The sequence below is a fragment of the Peribacillus sp. NJ4 genome, from assembly GCF_030348345.1.
GTDB lineage: Bacteria > Bacillota > Bacilli > Bacillales > DSM-1321 > Peribacillus.
This window is the reverse complement of record NZ_JAUCFQ010000007.1, coordinates 109480-134950: the sequence shown is the minus strand read 5'-3', so window position 1 is coordinate 134950 and position 25471 is coordinate 109480. Positions and strand designations below refer to the sequence as shown.

The 25471-nt window shown below is 38.9% G+C and carries 15 protein-coding genes, 3 rRNA genes and 2 pseudogenes; 14 read left to right on the top strand and 6 right to left on the bottom strand.

Going from position 1 to position 25471, the window contains the following annotated elements; translation table 11 throughout:
* Window positions 1-23: 23 nt before the first annotated feature.
* From QUF94_RS28185 to QUF94_RS28175, 3 genes are read right to left on the bottom strand one after another with little or no spacing between them, the layout of a single operon-like run.
* Window positions 24-896 (bottom strand): HipA family kinase, encoded by an 873-nt coding sequence (locus QUF94_RS28185; protein ID WP_289318933.1) that lies wholly within the window; start codon window positions 894-896, stop codon window positions 24-26.
* 1 nt (window position 897) lies between these two features.
* Complete coding sequence (locus QUF94_RS28180; RefSeq protein ID WP_289318932.1) at window positions 898-1986, bottom strand: glycosyltransferase; 1089 nt, start codon at window positions 1984-1986, stop codon at window positions 898-900.
* Window positions 1986-2459, bottom strand: coding sequence for an NUDIX hydrolase (locus tag QUF94_RS28175; RefSeq protein ID WP_289318931.1), 474 nt, complete (start codon window positions 2457-2459; stop codon window positions 1986-1988). The genes QUF94_RS28180 and QUF94_RS28175 overlap by 1 nt, the downstream gene beginning before the upstream one ends.
* Window positions 2460-2780: 321 nt before the next feature.
* Here QUF94_RS28175 and QUF94_RS28170 point away from each other — a divergent pair, with 321 nt between their 5' ends.
* The 5 genes and pseudogenes from QUF94_RS28170 (at window position 2781) to QUF94_RS28150 (ending at window position 11084) form a co-directional block, all read left to right on the top strand.
* Window positions 2781-3377, top strand: a complete 597-nt coding sequence (locus QUF94_RS28170; RefSeq protein ID WP_289318930.1) for an RIO1 family regulatory kinase/ATPase — start codon at window positions 2781-2783, stop codon at window positions 3375-3377.
* Between the two features lie 541 nt (window positions 3378-3918).
* Entirely contained in the window at window positions 3919-4257 is a 339-nt protein-coding gene (locus QUF94_RS28165) for a hypothetical protein (RefSeq protein ID WP_289318929.1), read from the top strand.
* Between the two features lie 631 nt (window positions 4258-4888).
* Window positions 4889-5098: pseudogene (locus QUF94_RS28160) on the top strand (GNAT family N-acetyltransferase); the annotation flags it as partial.
* A 346-nt stretch (window positions 5099-5444) separates the two neighbouring features.
* Entirely contained in the window at window positions 5445-9527 is a 4083-nt protein-coding gene (locus QUF94_RS28155; RefSeq protein ID WP_289318928.1) for a S8 family serine peptidase, read from the top strand.
* 309 nt (window positions 9528-9836) lie between these two features.
* Window positions 9837-11084, top strand: coding sequence for a helix-turn-helix domain-containing protein (locus QUF94_RS28150; protein ID WP_289318927.1), 1248 nt, complete (start codon window positions 9837-9839; stop codon window positions 11082-11084).
* A 124-nt stretch (window positions 11085-11208) separates the two neighbouring features.
* On the opposite strand, the pseudogene QUF94_RS28145 reads toward QUF94_RS28150, so the two are convergent.
* Window positions 11209-11549: pseudogene (locus tag QUF94_RS28145) on the bottom strand (alpha/beta fold hydrolase); the annotation flags it as partial.
* 567 nt (window positions 11550-12116) lie between these two features.
* Window positions 12117-13793, bottom strand: coding sequence for a M4 family metallopeptidase (locus QUF94_RS28140; RefSeq protein WP_289318926.1), 1677 nt, complete (start codon window positions 13791-13793; stop codon window positions 12117-12119).
* A gap of 332 nt (window positions 13794-14125) precedes the next feature.
* On the opposite strand from QUF94_RS28140, the gene QUF94_RS28135 reads away from it, so the two are divergent.
* The 4 genes from QUF94_RS28135 to QUF94_RS28120 all read left to right on the top strand — a co-directional run bounded on the left by QUF94_RS28135 (window position 14126) and on the right by QUF94_RS28120 (window position 16755).
* Window positions 14126-14626, top strand: a complete 501-nt coding sequence (locus QUF94_RS28135) for a GNAT family N-acetyltransferase (RefSeq protein WP_289318925.1) — start codon at window positions 14126-14128, stop codon at window positions 14624-14626.
* A 170-nt stretch (window positions 14627-14796) separates the two neighbouring features.
* Window positions 14797-15174 (top strand): hypothetical protein, encoded by a 378-nt coding sequence (locus tag QUF94_RS28130; RefSeq protein ID WP_289318924.1) that lies wholly within the window; start codon window positions 14797-14799, stop codon window positions 15172-15174.
* Window positions 15175-15306: 132 nt separating this feature from the next.
* Entirely contained in the window at window positions 15307-15972 is a 666-nt protein-coding gene (locus QUF94_RS28125) for an HAD family hydrolase (RefSeq protein ID WP_289318923.1), read from the top strand.
* 312 nt (window positions 15973-16284) lie between these two features.
* On the top strand, window positions 16285-16755 hold the full coding sequence (locus tag QUF94_RS28120; RefSeq protein WP_289318922.1) for a hypothetical protein: 471 nt from the start codon (window positions 16285-16287) through the stop codon (window positions 16753-16755).
* A gap of 571 nt (window positions 16756-17326) precedes the next feature.
* Here the strand turns inward: QUF94_RS28120 and QUF94_RS28115 are convergent.
* Window positions 17327-18154, bottom strand: a complete 828-nt coding sequence (locus QUF94_RS28115; protein ID WP_289318921.1) for a glycerophosphodiester phosphodiesterase — start codon at window positions 18152-18154, stop codon at window positions 17327-17329.
* A 437-nt stretch (window positions 18155-18591) separates the two neighbouring features.
* On the opposite strand from QUF94_RS28115, the gene QUF94_RS28110 reads away from it, so the two are divergent.
* The 5 genes from QUF94_RS28110 (at window position 18592) to rrf (ending at window position 25388) form a co-directional block, all read left to right on the top strand.
* Window positions 18592-19110 carry a DUF2243 domain-containing protein gene (locus QUF94_RS28110; RefSeq protein WP_289318920.1) on the top strand — a complete coding sequence of 173 codons (519 nt, stop codon included), beginning with the start codon at window positions 18592-18594 and terminating at the stop codon, window positions 19108-19110.
* Entirely contained in the window at window positions 19097-19924 is an 828-nt protein-coding gene (locus tag QUF94_RS28105; RefSeq protein ID WP_289319013.1) for a cytochrome c oxidase assembly protein, read from the top strand. Before QUF94_RS28110 ends, QUF94_RS28105 begins: the two co-directional genes overlap by 14 nt.
* 625 nt (window positions 19925-20549) lie before the next feature.
* A 16S ribosomal RNA gene (locus QUF94_RS28100) occupies window positions 20550-22100 on the top strand.
* A gap of 175 nt (window positions 22101-22275) precedes the next feature.
* A 23S ribosomal RNA gene (locus QUF94_RS28095) occupies window positions 22276-25208 on the top strand.
* Window positions 25209-25272: 64 nt separating this feature from the next.
* Window positions 25273-25388 (top strand): 5S ribosomal RNA (gene rrf, locus QUF94_RS28090).
* Together the 16S, 23S and 5S rRNA genes form the textbook arrangement of a ribosomal RNA operon.
* Window positions 25389-25471 lie beyond the last annotated feature (83 nt).

The following is a 25471-nucleotide window of genomic DNA, read 5'->3' as shown; positions in this document are numbered from 1 at the left end:
TTGTCTCCTTTAGAAATATTTGTCTAGCTCTTTTTCTTTTTATTTTTCTTATCTTTTTTATTCTTTACCTTTTTCTCTTTATCTTTTTTATTAACTATATTGCTCTTGTATTGATTGATGAAATTGGTTATAAGATTCGGTAAATGACTTTTCTGTTCTACAAGAAAATTGTACAGCGCTGCACTTTCCTCGTTCGAGACTCCCCACTCTTCAGGGATGGATTGGGTAACTTCATAGATTAATTCGTTTGGAAGGGATACAATTTTATCTACAAACGATGTAAAATCTTCTTCATTAAGCATAGAGAAGGCCCATCGGTAAGTTTCTTGGTAAGGGATATCATAATTCAGTTTCTGAGTAAGCGTTTTTGCAGACCATTGATATCCACCCGGAAAACATATACCATGATCAATCAAATGGACAAAATAGCTGCCATCACTAAGATGTTCCAGAAGTAAATTGCTCATAGTCCGATCGATGTTATTCACCCAAAGATCGAATACCACCATTGCGGCAAGCATATCGTGATTTTTCACTTCCGTCTTGGATGGAAAAGCTTTAACCACTTCATCTGGTACAATACTGTTTTCGATAAATAAACACGCATATTGGCATCCAGAACTGAATTTGTATTTTTTTGAATGTAATTTAGGAGTATTATTTATGAATTCTTCTGGGATAAATACTAGTTCAAAGGGGACAACAGGGAGGGAAAGAAACATTGCTAATTTACCGACCACATACTCATTTACTACTTCTTTGGCTCTTTTACTCTGAGTACCGTTCCATTTCACTACATATTTTTTACCATCGCTAAAACGAATGACATGAGCCGTTCCACCCACTAAAGTTTGTACGAGCTCAACTGGATATTTGGACTGTCCCATGGTTTCCATGTCAATTATCTCCGTTATTTTTTTCTATTAAGCTGTATAGCCTTTGTTGTTCGATGATTTGCTTATTCAAATCAAAATTTTCATCAATAACCTGTCTTGCACTTCTAGTATATCTTTTCCATACTCTTGGATGACTCAGGAAATATTTTATACCTTGAGCCAATTTTAAATCATCTTTCTCAGGAACAAGGAATCCTGATTTTTTATGCTCAATCAATTCTGGAATCCCTCCATGAAAGGTGGAGATGACTGGTAAACCGCTTGCCATGGCTTCTTTTAATGCATTTGGAATCCCTTCTACATCGCCATCTTCGCCCGTTTCACTAGCAAGGCAAAAGAGATGGGAATTTCTTAATTCCTTAGAAATTTGGTTGGAATCCATTGGTCCTCTAAGAAAAACGTGTTCGGTTAATTGGTTTTCATCAATGAAAACTCTTATCTTCTCTTCATCTTCTCCTGTCCCAATAATGTGCAGTGTCGTTCTTGGGAATTCCTGATGAATCCGTTGAAAAGCCTTCAAAAGCGTAAGGAATCCTTTTTTCTCGACAAGTCTGGCTACAGACAAGATTCGGATTTCTCCTTCCTTAGGTAAGGAACGTTGGAAAAATGGGTATAAATCTAAATCTAGACCACCATATAATACATGTATTTTATCTTCTTCAAATCCTAATTTCATTAATTCATCTGCAAGAAAATGGCAAACTGCAAAACAACCAGCTCCATGTTTTACTAAATTTTGATATCGGAGGACATTTTTGCGAAATCTCTTATATGTTTGAGTGGATGAATCACGTCCTCGAAAATGCACTATCAATGGAATATCATACTCTATAGCTGTTGGTAAAATATCGATGGAATGTTTCCCTTGATGAGCGTGAATCGCAACTACATTTTGCTCCTTAAAGAAGGCTCCGAGGTCTTGAATTTCGTTCAAATTATAATAATGTTGAAACTGATATTGAACATTGTCGCTATTTGGGTAAGGGCCTATTACAATAGGCCGATATTGATCCAACATAATGATCTGATTGTACATAAATCCTTGATTTATTTTAATAGGTTCTCTAATGTAAAAAGCGATTGTCTTCACTATTTCAATCCCTTCCTTCCCTCTAAAATCAAATTTTCGATAAAACTTTGAAATATTTGTCGATCTCGTTCAGTTAATTCTTTCGGAAAGGCGGACCATTTAAAAAATTGAACTTTTTGTATTTCTATATCATCAGGTTTTAAATCCCCGCTGAGTATTTCTTCGGTCACGTAAGCAATGTTGACTGGAAAGTATTGATCACCATTAGGCAGCTTCGTAAAATATTCCTTCCCTGAAAAAACGCCAATTAATTGAAGGTTACCGATATTAATTCCCGTTTCCTCCAAAATTTCACGCCTGCATGCTTCTTCCGCAGATTCTCCTAATTCGATAAAACCGCCTGGCAATTTCCAAATTTTACCGGATTGTACCATCAGAAAACGGCTGTTCTGATCGATAACCAAAACGGTGACCCCTGTAAGTATCAAAGCTCTTGGCCCAACGAGCGCACGTAAATCTTCAATGTATCCCATGTAAACTCTCCTTTCTGATCAGTTCCTTTCTGGTTATTCCTCTTTTATAGTAAATGCAAATTGGAAAGGATTTGAAACGGACAAGTACATATATTTGTATGTTTTTTGTAAAGTTCTTAATTGTAGGTGTATGAGCATAAGACACTGAAGAAATGCTGGGAAAAGCTTTCCTTTAGGACCTGTTCATCATTAAGAACCCTGTAAAAGAGGGGATGACTTAATTTTGTGAAAAAGTGTGTTATTAACCTAAAGCAACAAATCGATGATTTCATATTATAGATATTAGGGTTATCAAAAAGAAGAAAAGAGGTGGTAGGTTAGATGAATGATTTTAAATTAATTAAGGTTGAAAGAATAGAAAAGAACGGTGCAAAAGAGCTTATTATTCATAATCCAACCACATTAAAACTAATTGGGGAAGGAACTCAAGGTGCTGTTTTCCAGCTAGATAAGGATCGTTGCGTAAAGATTTATGTCAATCCAAATGCAGCAACTAAAGAGGGGAATGCACTTGAAGCAGCGAAGGAAACTCATATTGTTCCGAGGTTATATGAAGTTGGACCAAACTATGTAATTATGGAGTATTTAAAAGGTCCCAATTTAAAGGATTACTTGAAAGAAACGAAAGATATTCCCGAATCGTTTACAGAACAAATCATAATGATTCGAAAGGAATTAAAGAGAGTTGGATTTATTAGGATCAAGACCTCAATCGGACATTTTGTAGTAACAGAGGGTAATGTGCTGAAAGCAATTGATCATTCAGATGGTCTCACAATGAATGATCCATATAATCCGAAGATGTTTCGTGATCTAAAGAAATTGGGGTTATTGGATACATTCCTGGAACAAGCAAAGAAAATCGATCCTGAATCATATGAGGACTGGCAGAAAAATATCGATTTCAATGCGATCTAGGAAATCTACCCGATAGGATGGAAATATGGGGAAATCGCTGTAGAAAAGGCTTTAACCGGTACAAGAATGACATACATCAAAAAAAATTATGAGAATTCCTCACAAAACCAATTATGTTGTACAAGCAGGAAAGCCTAAAAGAGTAAAGTCGAGCCCTTAATGTAGAGGAGTTCGACTTTTTAGGTTGGCATCTCTTAGCCTATAAAATTTGCGAAATGGGGTACAGTATTGTTACTCCCGTTCGTAAAAGTATACGAACGGATTTGTTACTTCATCTAAGATTAATTGTTAAATGCAAATAGCTTGGATTGATTTATAAATACTTGTCCAATCCAATTTAATGCCAGTTAAACAGGATAGTAATGCCTTGGAAAAGAGATGAAAAAATGAGTAAGGATAAAAAATGTTCTGATTGTGGCCATGGTAAATGTAAATGCAATAAAAAAATGTAAGGATTGCGGATATAGTAAATGTAAATGTTCATCTAAACAGGAACAAAAGGTAGATCAAAACGTTAAAGGGAATGTAATTGTACCAGCTAATGGTAATCAAGGACCTCAAGGTGCACAAAAGACCACAAGGATCACAAGGCGACCAAGGCCCATCTGAGCAGGAATCAGCGTTTAGAGCTGAAAATAATTTGATAGCACAACCTATAGTAGCCGGTTCATCTGTTATTGTAAATTTCCCTAATGAAATATTTGATTTAAATAATGAGTATGATCCTGCGACTTCGATATTTACCCCAACTCAATCTGGTGTCTATTCTATTTGTGCTAATGTTGGACTTTTACCTATCAATCCGGCTATAAACCATGCAACTGAATTGAGCATCCAAGTTAATGGTATAGCTCAAGTTGTATCAAGTAATTTTATATAGGTGGATTACCATTGACACGAAATAGCGACAGTGCATGCACAATAGTACAATTGCAACCTGGCGATACAGTTAGGGTAGTTTTTTTAGTACTGTACCAGGAACTATTCAAAATTCAGGACAAACTCCAAACTTTGAAGCAGCAAGGTTTCCTTCACCGTAAATGAGGTCAATCAATTGATAATAATTTCTTTTAAAAAATTAGTCAAAACAAGTACGTACTATATATTTTAAAGGTCATCTGTTTTAACTAAGGTTTCTTATAGGGAGTATATTCATTCGAAAAAGTGCTATAGGGTGAAAGTCATTTCCGTTAAAGGTTCCCGCCTTTAGCAAATGGAAATGTTTTTTTTATTTGTCCAAATATTTTTTTATTTAATAGAATTATAAACCTTCAAAACTAGTAACAAAGGCTTGATATCGTGAACTTGTCTAGTGAATTTTAAGGACAAGCTCAGGGGTTTTAAAATGGTTCTGAGTTTTTAAGGGCGTGTAAATTTAACATTAGGTGGTCTTTTGAATGTGAAAAAGGTGAATTAATAAACTCCCATGAAAATTAAAAAACGGTGCACCACCGACTGTCGCGCCCTTTATAGGTAGCACCTTGGGAGATTAATCCTTTTTTGGTCGTCGCGGGAAGTTACTTATAACCTCTATGGTTGAGTATTTAATTGAACAAAAACAAGCAGATATAGTTGTAATGGACCCACAAACATGGAATGAAAGAGCAATTAGGTGTTATGAAAAATGTGGTTTTAAAAAGGTGAAAATAATGCCAAAACATGAATTTCATGAAGGTGAGTATAGAGATTGTTTGTTGATTGAATATAGAAAATTTATTTAAATTTCTTCAACTAACAGGTGCTTTAGTTCCATAGGATGTACTTAAGAAGACCACTTTTAAGTGGTCTCTTTTATTTGTTCAAAATCAACATTAATCTTTAACAAAGCCATTTTAATAAAGAAAACCCCAATTTATAAAAATGAATTTAAGTCTTTTTCACTAATTTTCGCAGGAATAATGATTTTTTTAGAACATTTAAAAGAAAAAGTAGATATAAAGCACTGTAAAATTAACCCGATAGCAATCCAATAGAAAGGCAATTAATATTATTATAAGAATATTTTAAATTTTTAGAAAGGGAAATTTTTTCGGAAATCTTCTATTTAACTAAGAAAGTAGGGAACATATGAAAATTCACTCATTCATTAAACGAACAGCGGCGATTACGCTGTCAGCTGGCTTGCTGCTATCATCAGCAAACAAGCCTTTCATTCCTTATGCAAATGCAGCGAACATAAAGGCAGAAGACGTCTTGGCTTCGTTGACAAGTGAACAAAGAAAAGCGTTAAATAAACTTGAAATGACAGATAATGTCGGATTGCAAGGATTTAAAATGGAAGAGTTAAAAAAGGATAAAGAAATCTCGGTCATCGTCCAGTTTAAATCAAAGCCGGGAAAAGTTGCAGTCTTGGATGCGAATGTAAAAGGAAAGAAGCTTTCTAAAAAACAAGCGGATGATAAAGTAGAAAAGGAACATGCTCAGTTTAATAAAGACATTCAATCGATTCTTCCATCTACTAATCTTAGAAGCAAGAAAACAGGTCATAAAATCACTTCTACCTTTAAGACCGTTTATAACGGGGTAGCTATGAAGCTGCCCGCTAATCAGGTAGAGCAGCTTTTACAATCCGAAGTCGTAAAAGCAGTATATAAAGATGTAGAATTTAAGGTCGATCCGATCGCCATGGGAGAGAAATCAGCCCCTGGTACATCCGTTGAAAGTATTCCATATTTAAAAGTTGACCAGCTGCACAATGAAGGTATTACTGGAAAAGGAATCAAAGTTGGGGTTCTTGATACAGGGATTGATTACAACCACCCTGATTTGAAGGATGCCTATAAGGGCGGTTACGATTTAGTTGATCAAGATAATGATCCAATGGAGGCAACGTACAAGGATTGGCAAGCGTCGGGGCAACCAGAATTTAGCTGGTCCGGTTCTTCCTATTATACTTCCCATGGAACACATGTCGCAGGTACCATTGCTGGACAAGGAACGAATGCAGAGGTTTCTGTGAAAGGTGTGGCTCCTGATGTGGATTTATATGCATATCGTGTTCTTGGACCATATGGCTCAGGATCATCTGAAGGGGTCATTGCAGGTATAGAAAAAGCTGTAAACGATGGCATGGATGTTATCAACCTTTCCCTCGGATCGGACATCAATGATCCTTATGATCCAACCAGTACTGCCATTAACTATGCTGTCCTTAATGATGTAACAGCAGTTGTAGCAGCTGGAAATGCAGGATCAGATGATTATACATTAGGTTCACCTGGCTCAGCAGCACTTGCTTTGACAGTCGGGGCGAGTGATGTGCCGATGGCGGTTTCTACTTTCAGTGGGAAAATCGGAAATAAAGATTCGATCGAACTTGTTAGTTTGGCACGCCACTATTCAGACCAATTAAAGGAATGGGAAGGGAAATCCTATGAGGTAGTGAATGTCGGTTTAGGAAATGGCTCTGATTATTCCGGCAAGGATGTAAAAGGGAAAATTGCACTTGTGGAACGCGGCGAATTCGCCTTAGCGGAAAAGGTCAGCAATGCGAAACAAAATGGAGCAGCCGCCGTTCTTCTTTATAACAATGTGGAAGGGCAAATTAATGCCAATCTTGGAGAGTCCGTTGACTTTGTGCCGTCATTTTCTTTAACAAAAGAAGCGGGAGAAAGCATTAAAGCACAGATTCAAGCAGGTGAAGCGAATTTTACTTTCTCCAAATACGCGGATAAACAGACAGAAGGTGACCACTTAGCGGACTTTAGCTCAAGAGGCCCGGCAAGAGAAACATACGATATGAAGCCAGAAGTGACGGCACCGGGAGTAAGTGTTCTCTCAACAATCCCTTCTTATATGGTGGACGCTGAACATCAAGAAAACTATCAATATGCATATTCAAGATATTCTGGAACATCTATGGCTACTCCTCATACAGCGGGGATTGCAGCACTCATGCTTCAAGCGAATCCGCAATTAGAGCCGGAAGATATTAAAGTCGTTCTAATGAATACGGCAGATCCTCTCAACGGAGACTACAGTGTATTTGAAGTTGGAGCAGGAAGAGTTGATCCATACCAAGCTGTGTATAGTGGAACAAGCTTCAAAATTAACGATAAAACATTTGTTCCAGGTGCTGAGGAATTAATCAAGGTAAAAGAATTGACGGGCGGACTCAGCTTTGATGTTCACTATGTAGATAAAAAGCTAAATCTAAAAAAATCAATCACTATTGAAAATAATGATAAAGTAAACAAAACATTCAGTGTCACTGTAACTGAAACGAATGGTTCAAATAGCTTGAAGGAAAACGGAGTGGAGATGGAAATTCCAAGCAAAATTTCCGTAAAAAGTGAAGACTTCAAAAAAGTAACACCACGTTTGCTTATTCCTAAGAAAGCAAAGGATGGAATTTATGAAGGCAATATTACATTAACAAACAATGCGAATTCATCAGAGCAGTATCGGATTCCTTTCAGCTTCCGAACAATGGAAGATGGGTTTAATAAGGTTGGACTACTAAATCCTGCCTATTCCCCAAGTCATTTAAACCAAGTAGGATGGGATCCTATGCGTACTCCATTTGTATTAGCCGATTTTAACCTTCGTGCACCAATGGAAAAAATGGATGTCATTCTTCAAGATGGCAAAACAGGAAAGGACCTCGGGTTGGTCGGAACAATAAATTTAGATTACGTTTATGACAATGTAGATTATGGATTATATGCATTTAATGGAGCTTATTATGAGTTTACAGGAAACTCAAAACAGCCCATTTCGGAAGAAGCAAGTTATGTGAAAAAACCGGGACATTACAAGTTGAAATTCATTGGTACAGGTACTTCCGGCAAGGTTACAACTGAAACGCAGCATTTGCTCATCGATCTCGATGCACCGAGCTTTAAAAGTTCACTTGATGGAAAGTCTCCATTTATTGAATATAAGCCAGGTCAAGAAACATATCCATTCGAAATTCAAATCACAGATCCAACCATTGACGAACTAAAGAAATTGGGCGTAAATATCGATCAATCATCGAACTCGATGGTGTATTACTGGGGTCAAGGTGGTTTCCCTTCTTCGCCAATTCCAATGGATAAAGAAGGAAAGTTTGTCGAAGAAATCGCCCTGGATGAATCCATCCCAGCACTTCAATTCCGCATGAATGGATATGATATGGCAGGAAACAAACCAGCTACAAAGCAATATTACTTTGTAAAAGAAGGTACACCTGTCGCGTATGCTATTGGCGAAAAATATGAGGTGAAAACAGGCGATACGGTAAAAACAACGCTATCATTAGATAACCTTAACGCAGTGTCAAAGGCGGAATGGAACTTTAATGGTGACGGAGGCTATGACAGTGGTTTAGATAGGGTAGAGTTAGTTGATGCCAAGCTTCACAGCGAATTCTCGGACAAAGCCTCTTTAACGATTAAAGACAATGTCGTTACTGTCCAATTTAATGAAGAGAGTAAAGCATTAGACCATGCAAAAGTCGTTGAGGTTACCTTAAAGGTTCAGGATGATCAATATACCCTTGGAGCAGCCATTAATCCGATTGTGAGCGTAACGGATGCTAATAATCAGACAAGCAGTGTTTTAAAATCTGGTTATAGTTGGAAGGTTAACCCTCAATTCTCAATGGCTAACGGTTATGTCACTCCGCAAGGATTTAAAAATGAAGATGGTACTGTTACAGAGAAAAGGGATTGGAGCAAGGTTGGCGGTACAGTGAAAATCTTTGATTCAGAAGGAAATGAGTTCGATGCGACATCAACGGTAGAAGAAAATGGACAATATGTATTCAACAAGCTGCCGTTAAGCACAAGTGCCTTCACGATTGAAATGAAAGTCCCAGGCCACTTTGTCACGAAAGAAAAACTAAATTCTGGTATAGGTTTTGAGCACAATGGTGAGTTATACGGTCAAAATCGCTGGATAACTGCCCTTGATATTACTGCAGGTGATGTAAACCAAGACAATGTCATTGATGTTCTAGATGCAATTGAAATTCAAAATGCATGGAAAACAAAGAAGCGTGCAGCGGATATCACCTTTGATGGAATAGTTGATGCTAAAGATATGAAATATGTTCAAACAAACTATCTCAAGCAAAATGAGCATGTCGATAATGCTCCAAAACCAAAGAAAATGTATAAAGGTAAGACATTAGAATCAATTTTAGTTGAGTTGGGAATACAGCCATAACGATTAAAAAACACGATGAAAGCTTAGCTTCATCGTGTTTTAACTTTTAAAGAAAGTATAAAATTTTTCTAAAAGTATTTTTAAAGAAAGAGAGTATTCCAATAAGGTTACGTTATTTGGATTTTCTTCAGAATAAAATATTGAGGTAGGTTGGGAATTCGAAATAAGAGTGATTATTGAAAAAGCTAATAAATAGAGGGAAGCTATTAAAGTAGCCTTGCGCTTTTCCTAATTTTACTAGAATATATAGATTATATATTCATTTTTTTCTATATATAGTAGATAAAATTACAATCTAGAGGTGCAGCTATGATTGAGGGGAAACTTATCAAGTTTTATCGTGAAAGAGCAGGGTTGACTCAGGGGCAGCTTTGTGGAGGAATTTGTTCGGTTACACATCTTAGTAAGATAGAACGAGGGATAACAGATTACTCAGGGGAAATTACTCACTTATTATCCCAAAGATTGAATATCTGTCTTGATGATGAATTAGTGCGGTATCATAATCTTCAAAAGAAACTAAAGTTATGGCACGACACGTTCGTTATGCAACAAAGCAAAGAATCAGAAATTTTAAAAGATGAAATCGAAAAAGAAACACTGATTCAATTGCCAGATTTTCAAGTTTTCTATCAATTACTCTCTGCAAGGTATTATTTATCTAATTATCAATTAGAAACAGCATTATTAATTATTCAAAACCTGCAAAAAAATGAATCATCTTTTTCTCCGCAAGACCGCAATATGTTAAAGAATGTTCTAGGTATGTATTATTTTCACAATGGACAGTATCGAGATTGTATTCAAATTTTAACATCGATTGATCAAAGTCAATATAATCATTTTGAATATTATTACCATTTGGCACTAGCCTATCACCTTATTCATTCTAATATAATATCGTATTATTATGCAGAGAAAGTCCTTGACTATTTTCAAAAAACGTTAAATGTCATCCGAATAATTGATACAGAGACGATCATGTTATTACAATTAAATTCAAAGGAGCTTCATGATTTTGAAGAGACGAAAGAACGTTACGAACAATTAATACGTACCTGTGATACCATTAATGAAATGGACCGTAAATCAAAGCTCCTTAATAATCTCGCATTTGAACTTTACAGAAGAAAAAAATACAAAGAAGCATCCGAACTGTACAAAGAAGCCATGGAACTAATTGATGAAAAGGTTCCTCATTATTTAACTGCATTAGATGGTTATATGAATACTTGTTATAAAGGAAAACTACTTTCAAACGAGATTTTATTGGAATTAGCACATAAAGGCCTAAGAATAGCAAAATCGACAAAATCGTATAACTGGATTTTTTTTGAATTACACCTTTATCAGCTTAATCATGAAGAAGACGATTACTATCATTTTATTGAGACTACAGCCCTTCCTTTTTTTAAAAATATGGGCTTCACCATGTTAATTGAACACTACGAAAAAAAACTCTTCCACTTCTATAACCGAATTGGTGCCGTTCAAAAAGCATTGGACATTGCCAACTCTTACATACAAGGCAGAAAGAGCTACTATGATCATGAATAAGTCTTAATAAAAACCTAGTGGCAACCTAAACGAAAGTTGACACTTAGGTTTTATTTATCCTCATAACAACCTTGTAAAAAAGAAAGACTGCTCTTTCTCATTTAATAAAATTGTCATTACTTTATTAGTCTTTTAAAAATGTTAGTAACGCTTCATTAAATTCTTTTGCATGAGTTACGTTTAATCCATGCGGACCACCCTGTATTAGAGCGAGCTTACTCCCAGGAATGGAATCATATGTGCGTTTTCCGTGAATAATAAGAGTAGGTATATTGAACTTTTCCAAGTCCTCTCTAAAATCTGTCTTACTAAAGGCGGTAATACAATCGAGCTTTCCCTTAGGTGATGCACTATCTGCAATATCCCGATTATATAAACGGAATGGTTCACTAACTAAATCTGTTCGATTACCAGCCGCGAAAAATCCTTCGTAAATTTGTCAAGAAATGCAAGGCGGTCATTTATCGGTTAGTTCAACAAGGAATTTAAAATGATAACTGAATAAAGAGTAACAGGAGATTTCAAAGGAAAGGAGTGGGTGTCGTAATGCTGCAACAAATTAAAATAAGGATAGTTCAACAAGGAGCGCCAAAACGGAGGCGTTGAACAAAAATACTATGCGAGTTTACATAGGAGATCGATTCTATCGATAATGAAAAAGGATCTTCCATTGGAAGATCCTTTAATATGTTTCCTCAACTAAAGTTATCTTAGTTAAAAGTGTGTAATTAATAAATATCAACAGTAGCCAAAAAGTTGCATGTGGGATGCAGAACTACTTTACATAATGGCCCTTCCCGGCAGTTGATATTTTCACAAAGCCAGTGATATCAATTGTTTTAAAATGGCATCGAATTATCCAATATACAGGATTTGATACATCATTGATATATGGTCTTTTGTCGGAAAAACATTTTAAGTATTTCCCGTTTTTATTGCATAAATTACGGGCGGGTTTCATGGAGAGAAAAAAGAGCATGTACTGTCCATATGGGGGATATATCAGTGATTCTTGCAGGCTATCTGAAATACTTAGTATATTCCCACCGAATCAAATCCAGATTGGACTGCAGCCTCTTCCTCGCTGCTTTCACCATAAATATCGATAGCAGACTGAACGATAGCCTGACGTGCGTCGCTGAAATCGGAATTAGGGGTTAAATAAACCGTTAAAGCACGATAGTAGATTTGTCCTAATTTTTCTCTTCCAATTTCTTGACCAATCAAGTATGCGGCATGGTTTGTAATGGAGGAGTTAACATGGACACCACCGCCATCTACAGAGGTTGGCATATTATAAAACTCATCCATATGGTCTGGATAGACTCCGCCATTTGTACTATACGCCCTTCTTTGCTCGTTGCTGACGACAACACTGTTTGGATTACTTAAGCTGCGCAAAACTGTTACACCATCAGCTTTAGCAGCCGGTGCCATAATATCCTCGCCCATTTCCCAATCACTATTGTCAACAAGTGCACCAAAGACGTCAGCAAACGATTCGTTTAATGCACCGGATTGATTGCGGTATACTAAATTTGCTGAATGAGTGATGACACCATGAGTCATTTCGTGTGCAGCAACGTCAAGACCAGCTGATAGAGAAGTCATGAACACACCGTCACCATCACCATAGGTCATCCAACGCCCATTCCAAGAAGCATTGTTATAATTGTTACCATAGTGAACTTTAGAAATGATCGCCATTCCTTCCCCATCAAGAGAATTGCGGCCATGCTCATTTAGATAATACTCATATACCTTTTCTGAATTATAGTGTGCATCGACAAGCGCTCGATCATAGTCGCCGATAAATGCCGCAGAATTCCCCACATAGAGAGTATCATTACTGGAAGTGTTATCATTTTTAGCATCATACGTTACGATTCCTTCAAGGTTCTCATGAGAGTAATCTGCTAATGTAAACTTCGTTCCAGAATTCGGTTCCTTCACTTGGGTAATATGTAATTCCCTGTGCTCGCCATGTACACCTTTTCCAGCACCTTTTTGTGTTTTCATTTCATCAGCATGCATTAAGCCATTATATTTGTCGATGACTTTTCCTGTGTTTGCATCCACAAAAACAAACCAGTTCCCAGGATCATGCCCCATGAAGTTAACATTCACTTTATAGGCTGTATAATTTTCCCCTTCAAAAGGAAGAACAACAAGCTCAGTAGTTGGTTCATAGGTCAGCTCTTCAGGAGCATTGACAGAGGATAATGCTGTCTTTAGTGCAGCATCACCACTTAAAGAAGCAGACGTGTCCACTGCCTTATCGGAAATTGTTTTATTTATCCTTCCGTTGACGGATACGACTTCATTATTCTTATTAAAATGAACAACAACCTCAGATCCTTCTACGTTCACTCCATTTACTGACTGGTTAAAGCGGACATGAGTCATACCTAGTTTATCTTTTTGTACACTCTTCACTTTTAGATTCTTATTCGGATTATTAATTCCGGTTTTACTTTCGTTTTTCTTCAAATAATTAAATGCATCGGAAGAGGTGCTAGAAGAGAATTTCTCTGCAAATCTCTCCTTCACAAATAATGGAACGCTTGCTTTTTCATTCCACTCCTTAGAAGCTTGTACACTATTAATGACCTTCGAATCAGCCGGCTGCGCAAATACACTGCTAACTGGGATAGAACCTACCAACATCGCTGACGACAGAGCTACAGGTAAAATAAACTTTTTCTTCATCAATGATACATACCTCCTATTTATTCCCATATAGTTTATTATAGATTAGTAAAAATCAAATAACATGAATAATTCTAATTATTTTAATATTTTCTAAATGTGGGAAAGCCTAATTAACGAGTTGTAATAGGCATAATTTACCATTCGCATTTTTTATGGTCACCATAACAAAAATCCCCCAAACAGTTGTACTATTTTGAAAAGAGTTTAATCGTTTATAAAAAAGATTAACCGAAATGATCTAATTTTGGTTTTTCTTAATGAACTATAGGGGCAGGATAGTTCATTAAGATGTATAATATTGGATATACATATTTGTGGAGGGGATTCTGATGTTAATTAGAGAGATAAAACCTGAGGATGCTGAATTTTTTGATTTGCTAATGAAGCAAGTTGAAAACGAGGCTGATTTTATGCTTATGGAACCAGGAGAAAGAAAAAGTTCTCCTGAACAACAACGTAAATGGTTGGAACGAATGGACAAAGAGAGTAATTCAAAGGTACTTGTTGCAGAACAAGAAGGTGGGCAGTTAGTAGGATATTTAGCAGTTATTGGCGGAGATACAAGAAGAACCAAACACTCAGCCTACCTAGTTATAGGTATTGTAAAAGAATACACAGGGCGTGGTATAGGAACAAGTCTATTTGAAAGGTTAGAAGAATGGGCAATAACTCATAATATCTTACGGTTAGAACTTACAGTAGTCACTCAAAATGAAGCAGGAGTATCTCTATATAAGAAAATGGGATTTGAGATAGAAGGAATAAAAAGAAACTCACTAGTGATAGATGACACACTTTTCGACCAGTATTATATGTCCAAATTGTTATAAGATCTTGTTAAGCTAACAGGTGTTTTACTTCAATAAGGGGAGGTTGCTGAAGCAACCTTTTTGTTATGCAACTAAAGGGGCAGGATAGTTCAATACAAGGGAACTTTTACCTTTTTAGTTCGTATTAAATGGAGCAGGAAATAAAGATGTACTTTGGAGTAGGTGTATAAATGAAAAAAATGTTAATGATCTCAACGATGGCTGTATTAGTATTAGCTGCGTGTGGTGAAGGAAAAGCACTATCTTGGAAAGGTACGTGGAAAAATACGGATGGAGAAAAGAGTGTTTGTCAAGACTCCTTTACCTTTAAAGGGGAAAACAATTTTGAAATTCAAAATTCAAGAGTCCAGGGCGGAGAACAATCTTCTGGAACATATAAGCACATAGAGAAGAATGATTACGAATTTGATTATGATGGTGGTTCTGACAATTTTACTATTATAGTCGAAAAAAATACGATGAAAGTTCAATTATCAGGCAAAGATACCATTTGCGAATATAATAAAGTCGATAAAATTAGAACTAAATACGAAAATCCATGGGAGTAATGATTGGAAAGCTTTATTAAACCTTTTTGTTATGCAACTAACGGGGCAGGTTAGTTCAACAAGAGTTGGAACTTATTTGTATTTACTGTGGTAAAATCAGGGTGAATCTTATATATAATAAGGGAGTTTAATATGGATAAATACAAAGTAATTTTATTTGATTTAGACGGAACACTTTCAGACCCCAAGGTAGGAATAACTAAATCGGTTCAATATGCACTACAAAAAATGAACATTGTTGAGCCTGACATTGATAAACTTGAATGTTTTATTGGTCCTCCACTACAAGTTTCATTTGCTGAATATTACGATTTTGACGAGAAAGACACACAAAAAGCAATTGAATTATATAGGGAGAGGTTTAAGGAAAAGGGAATGTTTGAGAATGAGTTATATTCAAATATTTCATTACTATTGAAATCGTTAAAAGAACAACAATTTACTTTAGTTGTAGCAACTTCAAAGCCTACTGTATTTGCTAAACAAATACTAAAGTACTTTAATATTGACCAATATTTTGAACTTATTGTCGGAAGTAACCTTGATGGAACAAGAGCGTCTAAAACTGAAATAATTCAATACATACTAGATAAGTACAAGGAACATACGCTTAGTGACTTTATTATGATTGGCGACAGGAAGCACGATATTATTGGTGCAAATAACACTGGAATTAACTCTATTGGAGTAACTTATGGATATGGTTCATTTGAAGAACTAAGTCATTCTAACCCTACTCATATTGTCAAAAGTGTAAGCCAGTTAAAGGATATATTGATGGGTAGTCAAGTCAAATAAAGATCTTGAACTTAAAGGTGTGTTAGCTGAAGATCGGAGCTGTCTTTAAGGCAGCTTTTTCTTTATGCAACTAAAGGGGCAGCATTCCTGTATTAACTGAAATACTAAAAAGTTTGTGAAGAAATCTACTTAAACTAACGGGTGCTTTAGTTTATTAACAGGGGTTGCTGCCGGCAGCCTTTTTCTTATGGAACTAACGGGGCAGGATAGTTTGATAATTATGGATAATTTTACAATTTTCGTATAATGTAGAAGAGAGAAATGGAGGGATGAAATTTGAGGTTTTTCAAGATGTTTACTTTTTGCACTTTAATGATTGCATTCTTAAATGCTTGTAGTTTAAATACTACAAAAACGAAAAGTGAAATTTTAGAAATACCTAATATAGATGAATATACAATCTTATTAGTGCAAGGTGTTGATGAGGACGGGGGATCTTCCGAGTCAACTTCAAAGGTCATTACAGATATTAATGAAATACAAGCTTTTATAGAAAAAGTGAACAAAATGGAAGTTGTGCAACCTCCTAATAAGGAGTTATTGGAGAAGAGTAAAGAATTAAATAAAAAAGGGAATTACTTTTTTGTATTATCCGATAAAGAAACCATGGATAACAAAGTGTACACTATGAATTTTTTTAGTGATGGAAGGATTATGTTTCAAGAACCGAACGGAAAGAAGCAAGAAGCAAATGGAGCAGGACAGAAAATGATGTATTTATCAAAAGAAAAACATACTGATGTTCTTCTTGAAATGAAAGAATTATTAAACATTAAGTTTTAATTAATCCTTAATGAACTAACGGGTGCGTTAGTTCATTAAGAAAAGGAGAGTACATATTATACATGGTTAATATGTACTCTCCTTTATTTATTAAGGTTTTATAATTTAGGTATAGATAACTTGAGTTCAGTTATAAAATTTTCATCCTCGAAGGGTTGCTCTGTTTTGTGCAATAGCATAGGAGAAATAAACAAAGATACCACCTCATAATAATTGTAGCATTGATTGTTGAGTAATTTGTGAGGTAGATTATGTTAATTAAAATAAAAATACAAAATCAATTGCTTCATTTGAATAAAAGCTGAGCCCAAACCTAACTGAAAGTGAAAACATACCTTTTACCAGTTAAAAACACCTGTTTTTTAAAAAAATTAATGCTGAGAAACGCTCTACAACGAAATTAACTACATTTAGACTTAAATTACCTATTCGATTCAAATAAATAGGGTCATACATTCCATAATAGACGTCTGGAAAATGGGGATTTCTAACGTTAAGAAGGTTTCAACCCCAAAAAAAAGATCAATCTCCTGTAGAAATCGACCTTTTTTCTAATAATTATACAAAAATATTAGTTTCTTGGATCTACATAATCTGGATAATCCGTAATGATTGCGTCAACTCCCATATCTAATAGGAAATCTGCTGCCTCTTGACTACGTACTGTCCATGATCCAATTTTCATATCAAGAGAGTGAACTTGATTCACTAATTCTTCAGTAACAATTCCATAGCTTGGATTAAAATAGTCGGCATATGTTGAAAATTCCTGTAAGGCTAGTTCTGTTGTGTCAGCTCTTGAAGATGTTAACACACCGATTGGAACTTTAGGAACGAGATCATTCATTTTTTCCATTGATTTATGGTTAAATGATTGGATAATGATTTTTTCATTTTGTGGTTTATCAAGATTTCGTTCTTTTAATTCTTCAGCTACACTTTCTTCAATCCCAGGATAAAGCTCTGAAGCCTTTAATTCTATTAATATTCCAATTTTCCCGTGGTAACGATCAAGAATCTCATCAAATGTTGGGATTTGTTCACTAGCAAATTGCTCACCTTTCCAGCTGCCTGCATCAAGGCTTCTTAGTTCTTCAAACATGAAATCACCAACTTTTCCAGTTCCATCAGTTGTACGATCAACTGTCGTATCATGGATAAGTACTAATTCTCCATCCTTGCTTCTTTGAACATCGATTTCAATATAATCTGCCTTCATTTCTACTGCTTTATCAAAAGCAGCAATCGTATTTTCAGGTGCATATGCTGATGCCCCACGATGGGCAACATTATCAACCTTTCTTAAGTCTCCTATTGTTTCTGATGCAAAAGCTTGACTTAGTGGACTGAATAACAACGTAAACGCTACCCCGGCACCTGCTAATAATTTTTTGTTCATGTTCTCCATCTCCAATCTAAAATATGTATACAACTATAATTATAGAAAAGAAATGTTGAAGAAATATGTTTATAATGTATTGGTTTTATATGTCTAATATCCTTTTTAATCAATTGTATATTTACGGTTAAGATTCCCTATCAAGAAGAAGTATGGGACCGTTCAAACTTTATTTCTAAGTTACAGATGCCTAAAGGCACAAATCAGGGTTAACCCTGCCAAAGCCTTTAGGCTATTTATTATTCTTCACTATCTAGGATACGGAGAATGGTATTCATAGCTTCAGTGGTTTTGGAACACCTGCAGCACCAGAGTAGTAATACAGAACATGAATCTAGAAAATTCTGTTTTTTCTGAATATAAATGATGATTTTTGGGGATATTAGGGTAAATACAAAATGACAGAGTTAATAAAGCTTATAGAAAAGGAGGAGCAAATGAGTAATACAAATAAAAGCCTCGAAAATAATTCAAACATTTCGAATCGATCTGTTTACTCAAGTAGAAATATATGGACTGGGATTCTATTCGGACTCGGTTTAGTCGGTTTTATCGATGAAGTTGTGTTTCATCAGCTGTTACATTGGCACCATTTCTACGACAAATCAACTACAGACATTGGACTGGTTTCGGATGGTTTGTTCCATGCTTTTAGTTGGTTTGCGACCATTGCTTCTTCGTTTTTATTAGCAGACTTACACCGTAAACAAGCTTATTGGTTCAAAAGGTGGTTAGCAGGTGTGTTTCTTGGGGGAGGGGCTTTCCAGTTATACGATGGGACCATCCAGCACAAATTAATGGAGTTACATCAGATTCGCTATGTAGATAATGTGTATGTCTATGATTTGATCTGGAATTTCCTTGCTATTGTCATGATTATAATCGGTGCCACCCTCATTATTCGTACACGAAGCAGACAACAACATGGAAAGACTGTTACCCATGAATCACAATAATCACAGTAATAGCGTGGGAACTAACTTGAACCAAGTAGCAGAGATAGCACCTCAGCTACTTTTAGCACTGCCTTTTATATTAGCGTTGATTCTGTATATTTTTGCTGTAATTATCTCCAATCGGCATCATAAGCAATGGCCTCTATCCCGAACTGTATACTGGGTTTCTGGAGTTCTCTTGGCAGTTATATCAGTGGCCGGACCCCTAGCAAATCGCGCCCACATAGATTTTACAGCGCATATGCTAGGTCATTTACTCTTGGGGATGCTAGCTCCATTGCTTATGGTACTTGCTGCACCAATGACGCTAGTGCTACGAACAATAAGAATCACTTTAGCAAGACGTCTTACTCGTGTTCTAAGGAGTTGGCTGTCTCGCATGTTTACCCATCCTATTGTTACATCTGTCTTAAATATAGGAGGGCTGTGGTTGTTGTACACGACCAACCTATACTCACTTATGCACGAGAGTACCGTTTTGAATTTCATTGTGCATTTCCATGTATTCATGGCCGGTTACCTATTCACAGTGTCAATGATTTATATTGACCCAATACTCCACCGGATTTCTTTTTTATACCGTTCAATCGTGTTGATTATTGCCTTAGCTGGCCATGGTATTCTATCAAAGTACATCTATACTCACCCACCTGCTGGTATACCGTTAGAACAGGCAAATCAGGGAAGCATGATTATGTACTATGGTGGAGATATCATTGACATTATTATTATCTTCATACTTTGTTTGCAATGGTTTAGAGCGACCAAACCTCGGAGAGGACTAGCTTTGGGCCAAGCTATTGAACAAAGATAATTATTGTTTCACTAACAGGTGTTTCCTCAATCAAGAGTAAAGCCTTTTTTTATTGAACTACCATGAAAATAAGTTTCTTTAAAAATGAATAGGGTTGACTGGATTAAGGTCAGTATCAGTATTGACACTTCCTAACCATTTTCATTCTTTGCGATTCATGGATGGCTAACGGGTGCGTTAGTTGATTAAGGAACATTAAAATGATCAATCTTTTTTATAAAAGAATAATCCAATTAAATAGTATAAGGGCATGTTTTGATAAAATCTTCAGTTTAGTGCATCCCAGTTGATTAATTTAATGATGAAACACGTACGGTGGTTTTTTTGTATTCATTAACAAGATGGTTTCAAGAGGAAAGTGTTATTAGAGATTCTTATTTTACGGATTAAATGTTGACACTAAAGAAAAATAGCAGTATGATAATGAAGTCGCCTAATTAATGAGCGATTTTTAAAAAAGAAACACTTCGTAGAAGTTGACAACTATTCAATGTTATGTTAAGATGAATTAGTTGAAAAAAACCTACAACAAATTGCTCTTTGAAAACTGAACAAAACAAAGCGCCAACGTTAAATTTAAGTGAGCACACACTATTAAAAAAGCAAAATGAGCAAGTCAAACATTTCTTCGGAGAGTTTGATCCTGGCTCAGGACGAACGCTGGCGGCGTGCCTAATACATGCAAGTCGAGCGAATCGATGGGAGCTTGCTCCCTGAGATTAGCGGCGGACGGGTGAGTAACACGTGGGCAACCTGCCTATAAGACTGGGATAACTTCGGGAAACCGGAGCTAATACCGGATACGTTCTTTTCTCGCATGAGAGAAGATGGAAAGACGGTTTCGGCTGTCACTTATAGATGGGCCCGCGGCGCATTAGCTAGTTGGTGAGGTAATGGCTCACCAAGGCGACGATGCGTAGCCGACCTGAGAGGGTGATCGGCCACACTGGGACTGAGACACGGCCCAGACTCCTACGGGAGGCAGCAGTAGGGAATCTTCCGCAATGGACGAAAGTCTGACGGAGCAACGCCGCGTGAACGAAGAAGGCCTTCGGGTCGTAAAGTTCTGTTGTTAGGGAAGAACAAGTACCAGAGTAACTGCTGGTACCTTGACGGTACCTAACCAGAAAGCCACGGCTAACTACGTGCCAGCAGCCGCGGTAATACGTAGGTGGCAAGCGTTGTCCGGAATTATTGGGCGTAAAGCGCGCGCAGGTGGTTCCTTAAGTCTGATGTGAAAGCCCACGGCTCAACCGTGGAGGGTCATTGGAAACTGGGGAACTTGAGTGCAGAAGAGGAAAGTGGAATTCCAAGTGTAGCGGTGAAATGCGTAGAGATTTGGAGGAACACCAGTGGCGAAGGCGACTTTCTGGTCTGTAACTGACACTGAGGCGCGAAAGCGTGGGGAGCAAACAGGATTAGATACCCTGGTAGTCCACGCCGTAAACGATGAGTGCTAAGTGTTAGAGGGTTTCCGCCCTTTAGTGCTGCAGCTAACGCATTAAGCACTCCGCCTGGGGAGTACGGCCGCAAGGCTGAAACTCAAAGGAATTGACGGGGGCCCGCACAAGCGGTGGAGCATGTGGTTTAATTCGAAGCAACGCGAAGAACCTTACCAGGTCTTGACATCCTCTGACAACCCTAGAGATAGGGCTTTCCCCTTCGGGGGACAGAGTGACAGGTGGTGCATGGTTGTCGTCAGCTCGTGTCGTGAGATGTTGGGTTAAGTCCCGCAACGAGCGCAACCCTTGATCTTAGTTGCCAGCATTCAGTTGGGCACTCTAAGGTGACTGCCGGTGACAAACCGGAGGAAGGTGGGGATGACGTCAAATCATCATGCCCCTTATGACCTGGGCTACACACGTGCTACAATGGATGGTACAAAGGGCTGCAAACCTGCGAAGGTAAGCGAATCCCATAAAGCCATTCTCAGTTCGGATTGTAGGCTGCAACTCGCCTACATGAAGCCGGAATCGCTAGTAATCGCGGATCAGCATGCCGCGGTGAATACGTTCCCGGGCCTTGTACACACCGCCCGTCACACCACGAGAGTTTGTAACACCCGAAGTCGGTGAGGTAACCTTTATGGAGCCAGCCGCCTAAGGTGGGACAGATGATTGGGGTGAAGTCGTAACAAGGTAGCCGTATCGGAAGGTGCGGCTGGATCACCTCCTTTCTAAGGATAATTACGAGAGCGCTTTTGTTTTGTTCAGTTTTGAATGAGTAATTCATTCAGATAGGGAAGAAAAACATCACGATGTGATGGATTCTTTCTGCTTTGTTCCTTGAAAACTAGATAATAGATAGAAGGCAATTAATTTTTTTCAAAGCATCTGTAAGATCTTTTTAACGGTTAAGTTAGAAAGGGCGCACGGTGGATGCCTTGGCACTAGGAGCCGATGAAGGACGGGACTAACACCGATATGCTTCGGGGAGCTGTAAGTAAGCTTTGATCCGGAGATTTCCGAATGGGGAAACCCACTGTTCGTAATGGAACAGTATCTTTACCTGAATACATAGGGTACTGAAGGCAGACCCGGGGAACTGAAACATCTAAGTACCCGGAGGAAGAGAAAGCAAATGCGATTTCCTGAGTAGCGGCGAGCGAAACGGAATTAGCCCAAACCAAGAGGCTTGCCTCTTGGGGTTGTAGGACACTCAACATGGAGTTACAAAGGAACGGGGTAAATGAAGTGATCTGGAAAGGTCCGTCAAAGAAGGTAAAAACCCTGTAGTTGAAACTTCGTTCCCTCCTGAGTGGATCCTGAGTACGGCGGGACACGAGAAATCCCGTCGGAAGCAGGGAGGACCATCTCCCAAGGCTAAATACTCCCTAGTGACCGATAGTGAACCAGTACCGTGAGGGAAAGGTGAAAAGCACCCCGGAAGGGGAGTGAAATAGATCCTGAAACCGTGTGCCTACAAGTAGTCAAAGCCCGTTAATGGGTAATGGCGTGCCTTTTGTAGAATGAACCGGCGAGTTACGATTTCATGCGAGGTTAAGTTGATAAGACGGAGCCGCAGCGAAAGCGAGTCTGAATAGGGCGAATGAGTATGAGGTCGTAGACCCGAAACCAGGTGATCTACCCATGTCCAGGGTGAAGTTCAGGTAACACTGAATGGAGGCCCGAACCCACGCACGTTGAAAAGTGCGGGGATGAGGTGTGGGTAGCGGAGAAATTCCAATCGAACCTGGAGATAGCTGGTTCTCTCCGAAATAGCTTTAGGGCTAGCCTCAAGATGAGAGTATTGGAGGTAGAGCACTGATTGGACTAGGGGCCCCCAACGGGTTACCGAATTCAGTCAAACTCCGAATGCCAAATACTTATTCTTGGGAGTCAGACTGCGAGTGATAAGATCCGTAGTCGAAAGGGAAACAGCCCAGACCACCAGCTAAGGTCCCAAAGTATACGTTAAGTGGAAAAGGATGTGGAGTTGCTTAGACAACCAGGATGTTGGCTCAGAAGCAGCCACCATTTAAAGAGTGCGTAATAGCTCACTGGTCGAGTGACTCCGCGCCGAAAATGTACCGGGGCTAAACGTATCACCGAAGCTGTGGATTGACACCATTAGGTGTCGATGGTAGGAGAGCGTTCTAAGGGCGTTGAAGTCAGACCGGAAGGACTGGTGGAGCGCTTAGAAGTGAGAATGCCGGTATGAGTAGCGAAAGAAGGGTGAGAATCCCTTCCACCGAATGCCTAAGGTTTCCTGAGGAAGGCTCGTCCGCTCAGGGTTAGTCGGGACCTAAGCCGAGGCCGAAAGGCGTAGGCGATGGACAACAGGTTGATATTCCTGTACCACCTATACATCGTTTGAACGATGGGGGGACGCAGAAGGATAGGGTAAGCGCGCTGTTGGATATGCGCGTCCAAGCAGTTAGGCCGGAAACGAGGCAAATCCCGTTTCCATTAAGGCGGAGCTGTGATGGCGAGGGAAATATAGTACCGAAGTTCCTGATTCCACGCTGCCAAGAAAAGCCTCTAGTGAGATGTAAGGTGCCCGTACCGCAAACCGACACAGGTAGGCGAGGAGAGAATCCTAAGGTGTGCGAGAGAACTCTCGTTAAGGAACTCGGCAAAATGACCCCGTAACTTCGGGAGAAGGGGTGCTTTTTAGGGTGAATAGCCCGGAAAAGCCGCAGTGAATAGGCCCAGGCGACTGTTTAGCAAAAACACAGGTCTCTGCGAAGCCGCAAGGCGAAGTATAGGGGCTGACACCTGCCCGGTGCTGGAAGGTTAAGGGGAGAGGTTAGCGCAAGCGAAGCTTTGAACCGAAGCCCCAGTAAACGGCGGCCGTAACTATAACGGTCCTAAGGTAGCGAAATTCCTTGTCGGGTAAGTTCCGACCCGCACGAAAGGTGTAACGATCTGGGCACTGTCTCAACGAGAGACTCGGTGAAATTATAGTACCTGTGAAGATGCAGGTTACCCGCGACAGGACGGAAAGACCCCGTGGAGCTTTACTGCAGCCTGATATTGAATTTTGGTACAGCTTGTACAGGATAGGTAGGAGCCTGAGAAGCCGGAGCGCTAGCTTCGGTGGAGGCGTTGGTGGGATACTACCCTGGCTGTATTGAAATTCTAACCCGCGCCCCTTATCGGGGTGGGAGACAGTGTCAGGTGGGCAGTTTGACTGGGGCGGTCGCCTCCTAAAGAGTAACGGAGGCGCCCAAAGGTTCCCTCAGAATGGTTGGAAATCATTCGTAGAGTGTAAAGGCACAAGGGAGCTTGACTGCGAGACCTACAAGTCGAGCAGGGACGAAAGTCGGGCTTAGTGATCCGGTGGTTCCGCATGGAAGGGCCATCGCTCAACGGATAAAAGCTACCCCGGGGATAACAGGCTTATCTCCCCCAAGAGTCCACATCGACGGGGAGGTTTGGCACCTCGATGTCGGCTCATCGCATCCTGGGGCTGTAGTCGGTCCCAAGGGTTGGGCTGTTCGCCCATTAAAGCGGTACGCGAGCTGGGTTCAGAACGTCGTGAGACAGTTCGGTCCCTATCCGTCGCGGGCGCAGGAAATTTGAGAGGAGCTGTCCTTAGTACGAGAGGACCGGGATGGACGCACCGCTGGTGTACCAGTTGTCTTGCCAAAGGCATAGCTGGGTAGCTACGTGCGGACGGGATAAGTGCTGAAAGCATCTAAGCATGAAGCCCCCCTCAAGATGAGATTTCCCATGGCGCAAGCTAGTAAGATCCCTGAAAGATGATCAGGTTGATAGGTCAGAGGTGGAAGCGTGGCGACATGTGGAGCTGACTGATACTAATAGATCGAGGACTTAACCAACGCTTTTTAAAAAATGAAATACCTTCTTATTATCTAGTTTTGAAGGAACAACGTTCCTTTATTGTTTGGTGGCGATAGCGAAGAGGTCACACCCGTTCCCATTCCGAACACGGCAGTTAAGCTCTTCAGCGCCGATGGTAGTTGGGGGTCTCCCCCTGTGAGAGTAGGACGCCGCCAAGCAATGTTTATCACATCAATTAGGATTCATAAACCCGTATAAACAGGTTCAAATCCTATCTACGCATTCTAAACCTTAGGATTAT

Excerpts from the sequence above, each read along its gene's own strand:
- QUF94_RS28185 (WP_289318933.1), bottom strand. The coding sequence starts at position 896 with ATGGAAACCATGGGACAGTCCAAATATCCAGTTGAGCTCGTACAAACT.
- QUF94_RS28175 (WP_289318931.1), bottom strand. The coding sequence starts at position 2,459 with ATGGGATACATTGAAGATTTACGTGCGCTCGTTGGGCCAAGAGCTTTG.
- QUF94_RS28170 (WP_289318930.1), top strand. The coding sequence starts at position 2,781 with ATGAATGATTTTAAATTAATTAAGGTTGAAAGAATAGAAAAGAACGGT.
- QUF94_RS28165 (WP_289318929.1), top strand. The coding sequence starts at position 3,919 with ATGGTAATCAAGGACCTCAAGGTGCACAAAAGACCACAAGGATCACAA.
- QUF94_RS28155 (WP_289318928.1), top strand. The coding sequence starts at position 5,445 with ATGAAAATTCACTCATTCATTAAACGAACAGCGGCGATTACGCTGTCA.
- QUF94_RS28150 (WP_289318927.1), top strand. The coding sequence starts at position 9,837 with ATGATTGAGGGGAAACTTATCAAGTTTTATCGTGAAAGAGCAGGGTTG.
- QUF94_RS28140 (WP_289318926.1), bottom strand. The coding sequence starts at position 13,793 with ATGAAGAAAAAGTTTATTTTACCTGTAGCTCTGTCGTCAGCGATGTTG.
- QUF94_RS28135 (WP_289318925.1), top strand. The coding sequence starts at position 14,126 with ATGTTAATTAGAGAGATAAAACCTGAGGATGCTGAATTTTTTGATTTG.
- QUF94_RS28130 (WP_289318924.1), top strand. The coding sequence starts at position 14,797 with ATGAAAAAAATGTTAATGATCTCAACGATGGCTGTATTAGTATTAGCT.
- QUF94_RS28125 (WP_289318923.1), top strand. The coding sequence starts at position 15,307 with ATGGATAAATACAAAGTAATTTTATTTGATTTAGACGGAACACTTTCA.
- QUF94_RS28120 (WP_289318922.1), top strand. The coding sequence starts at position 16,285 with ATGATTGCATTCTTAAATGCTTGTAGTTTAAATACTACAAAAACGAAA.
- QUF94_RS28115 (WP_289318921.1), bottom strand. The coding sequence starts at position 18,154 with ATGAACAAAAAATTATTAGCAGGTGCCGGGGTAGCGTTTACGTTGTTA.
- QUF94_RS28110 (WP_289318920.1), top strand. The coding sequence starts at position 18,592 with ATGAGTAATACAAATAAAAGCCTCGAAAATAATTCAAACATTTCGAAT.
- QUF94_RS28105 (WP_289319013.1), top strand. The coding sequence starts at position 19,097 with ATGAATCACAATAATCACAGTAATAGCGTGGGAACTAACTTGAACCAA.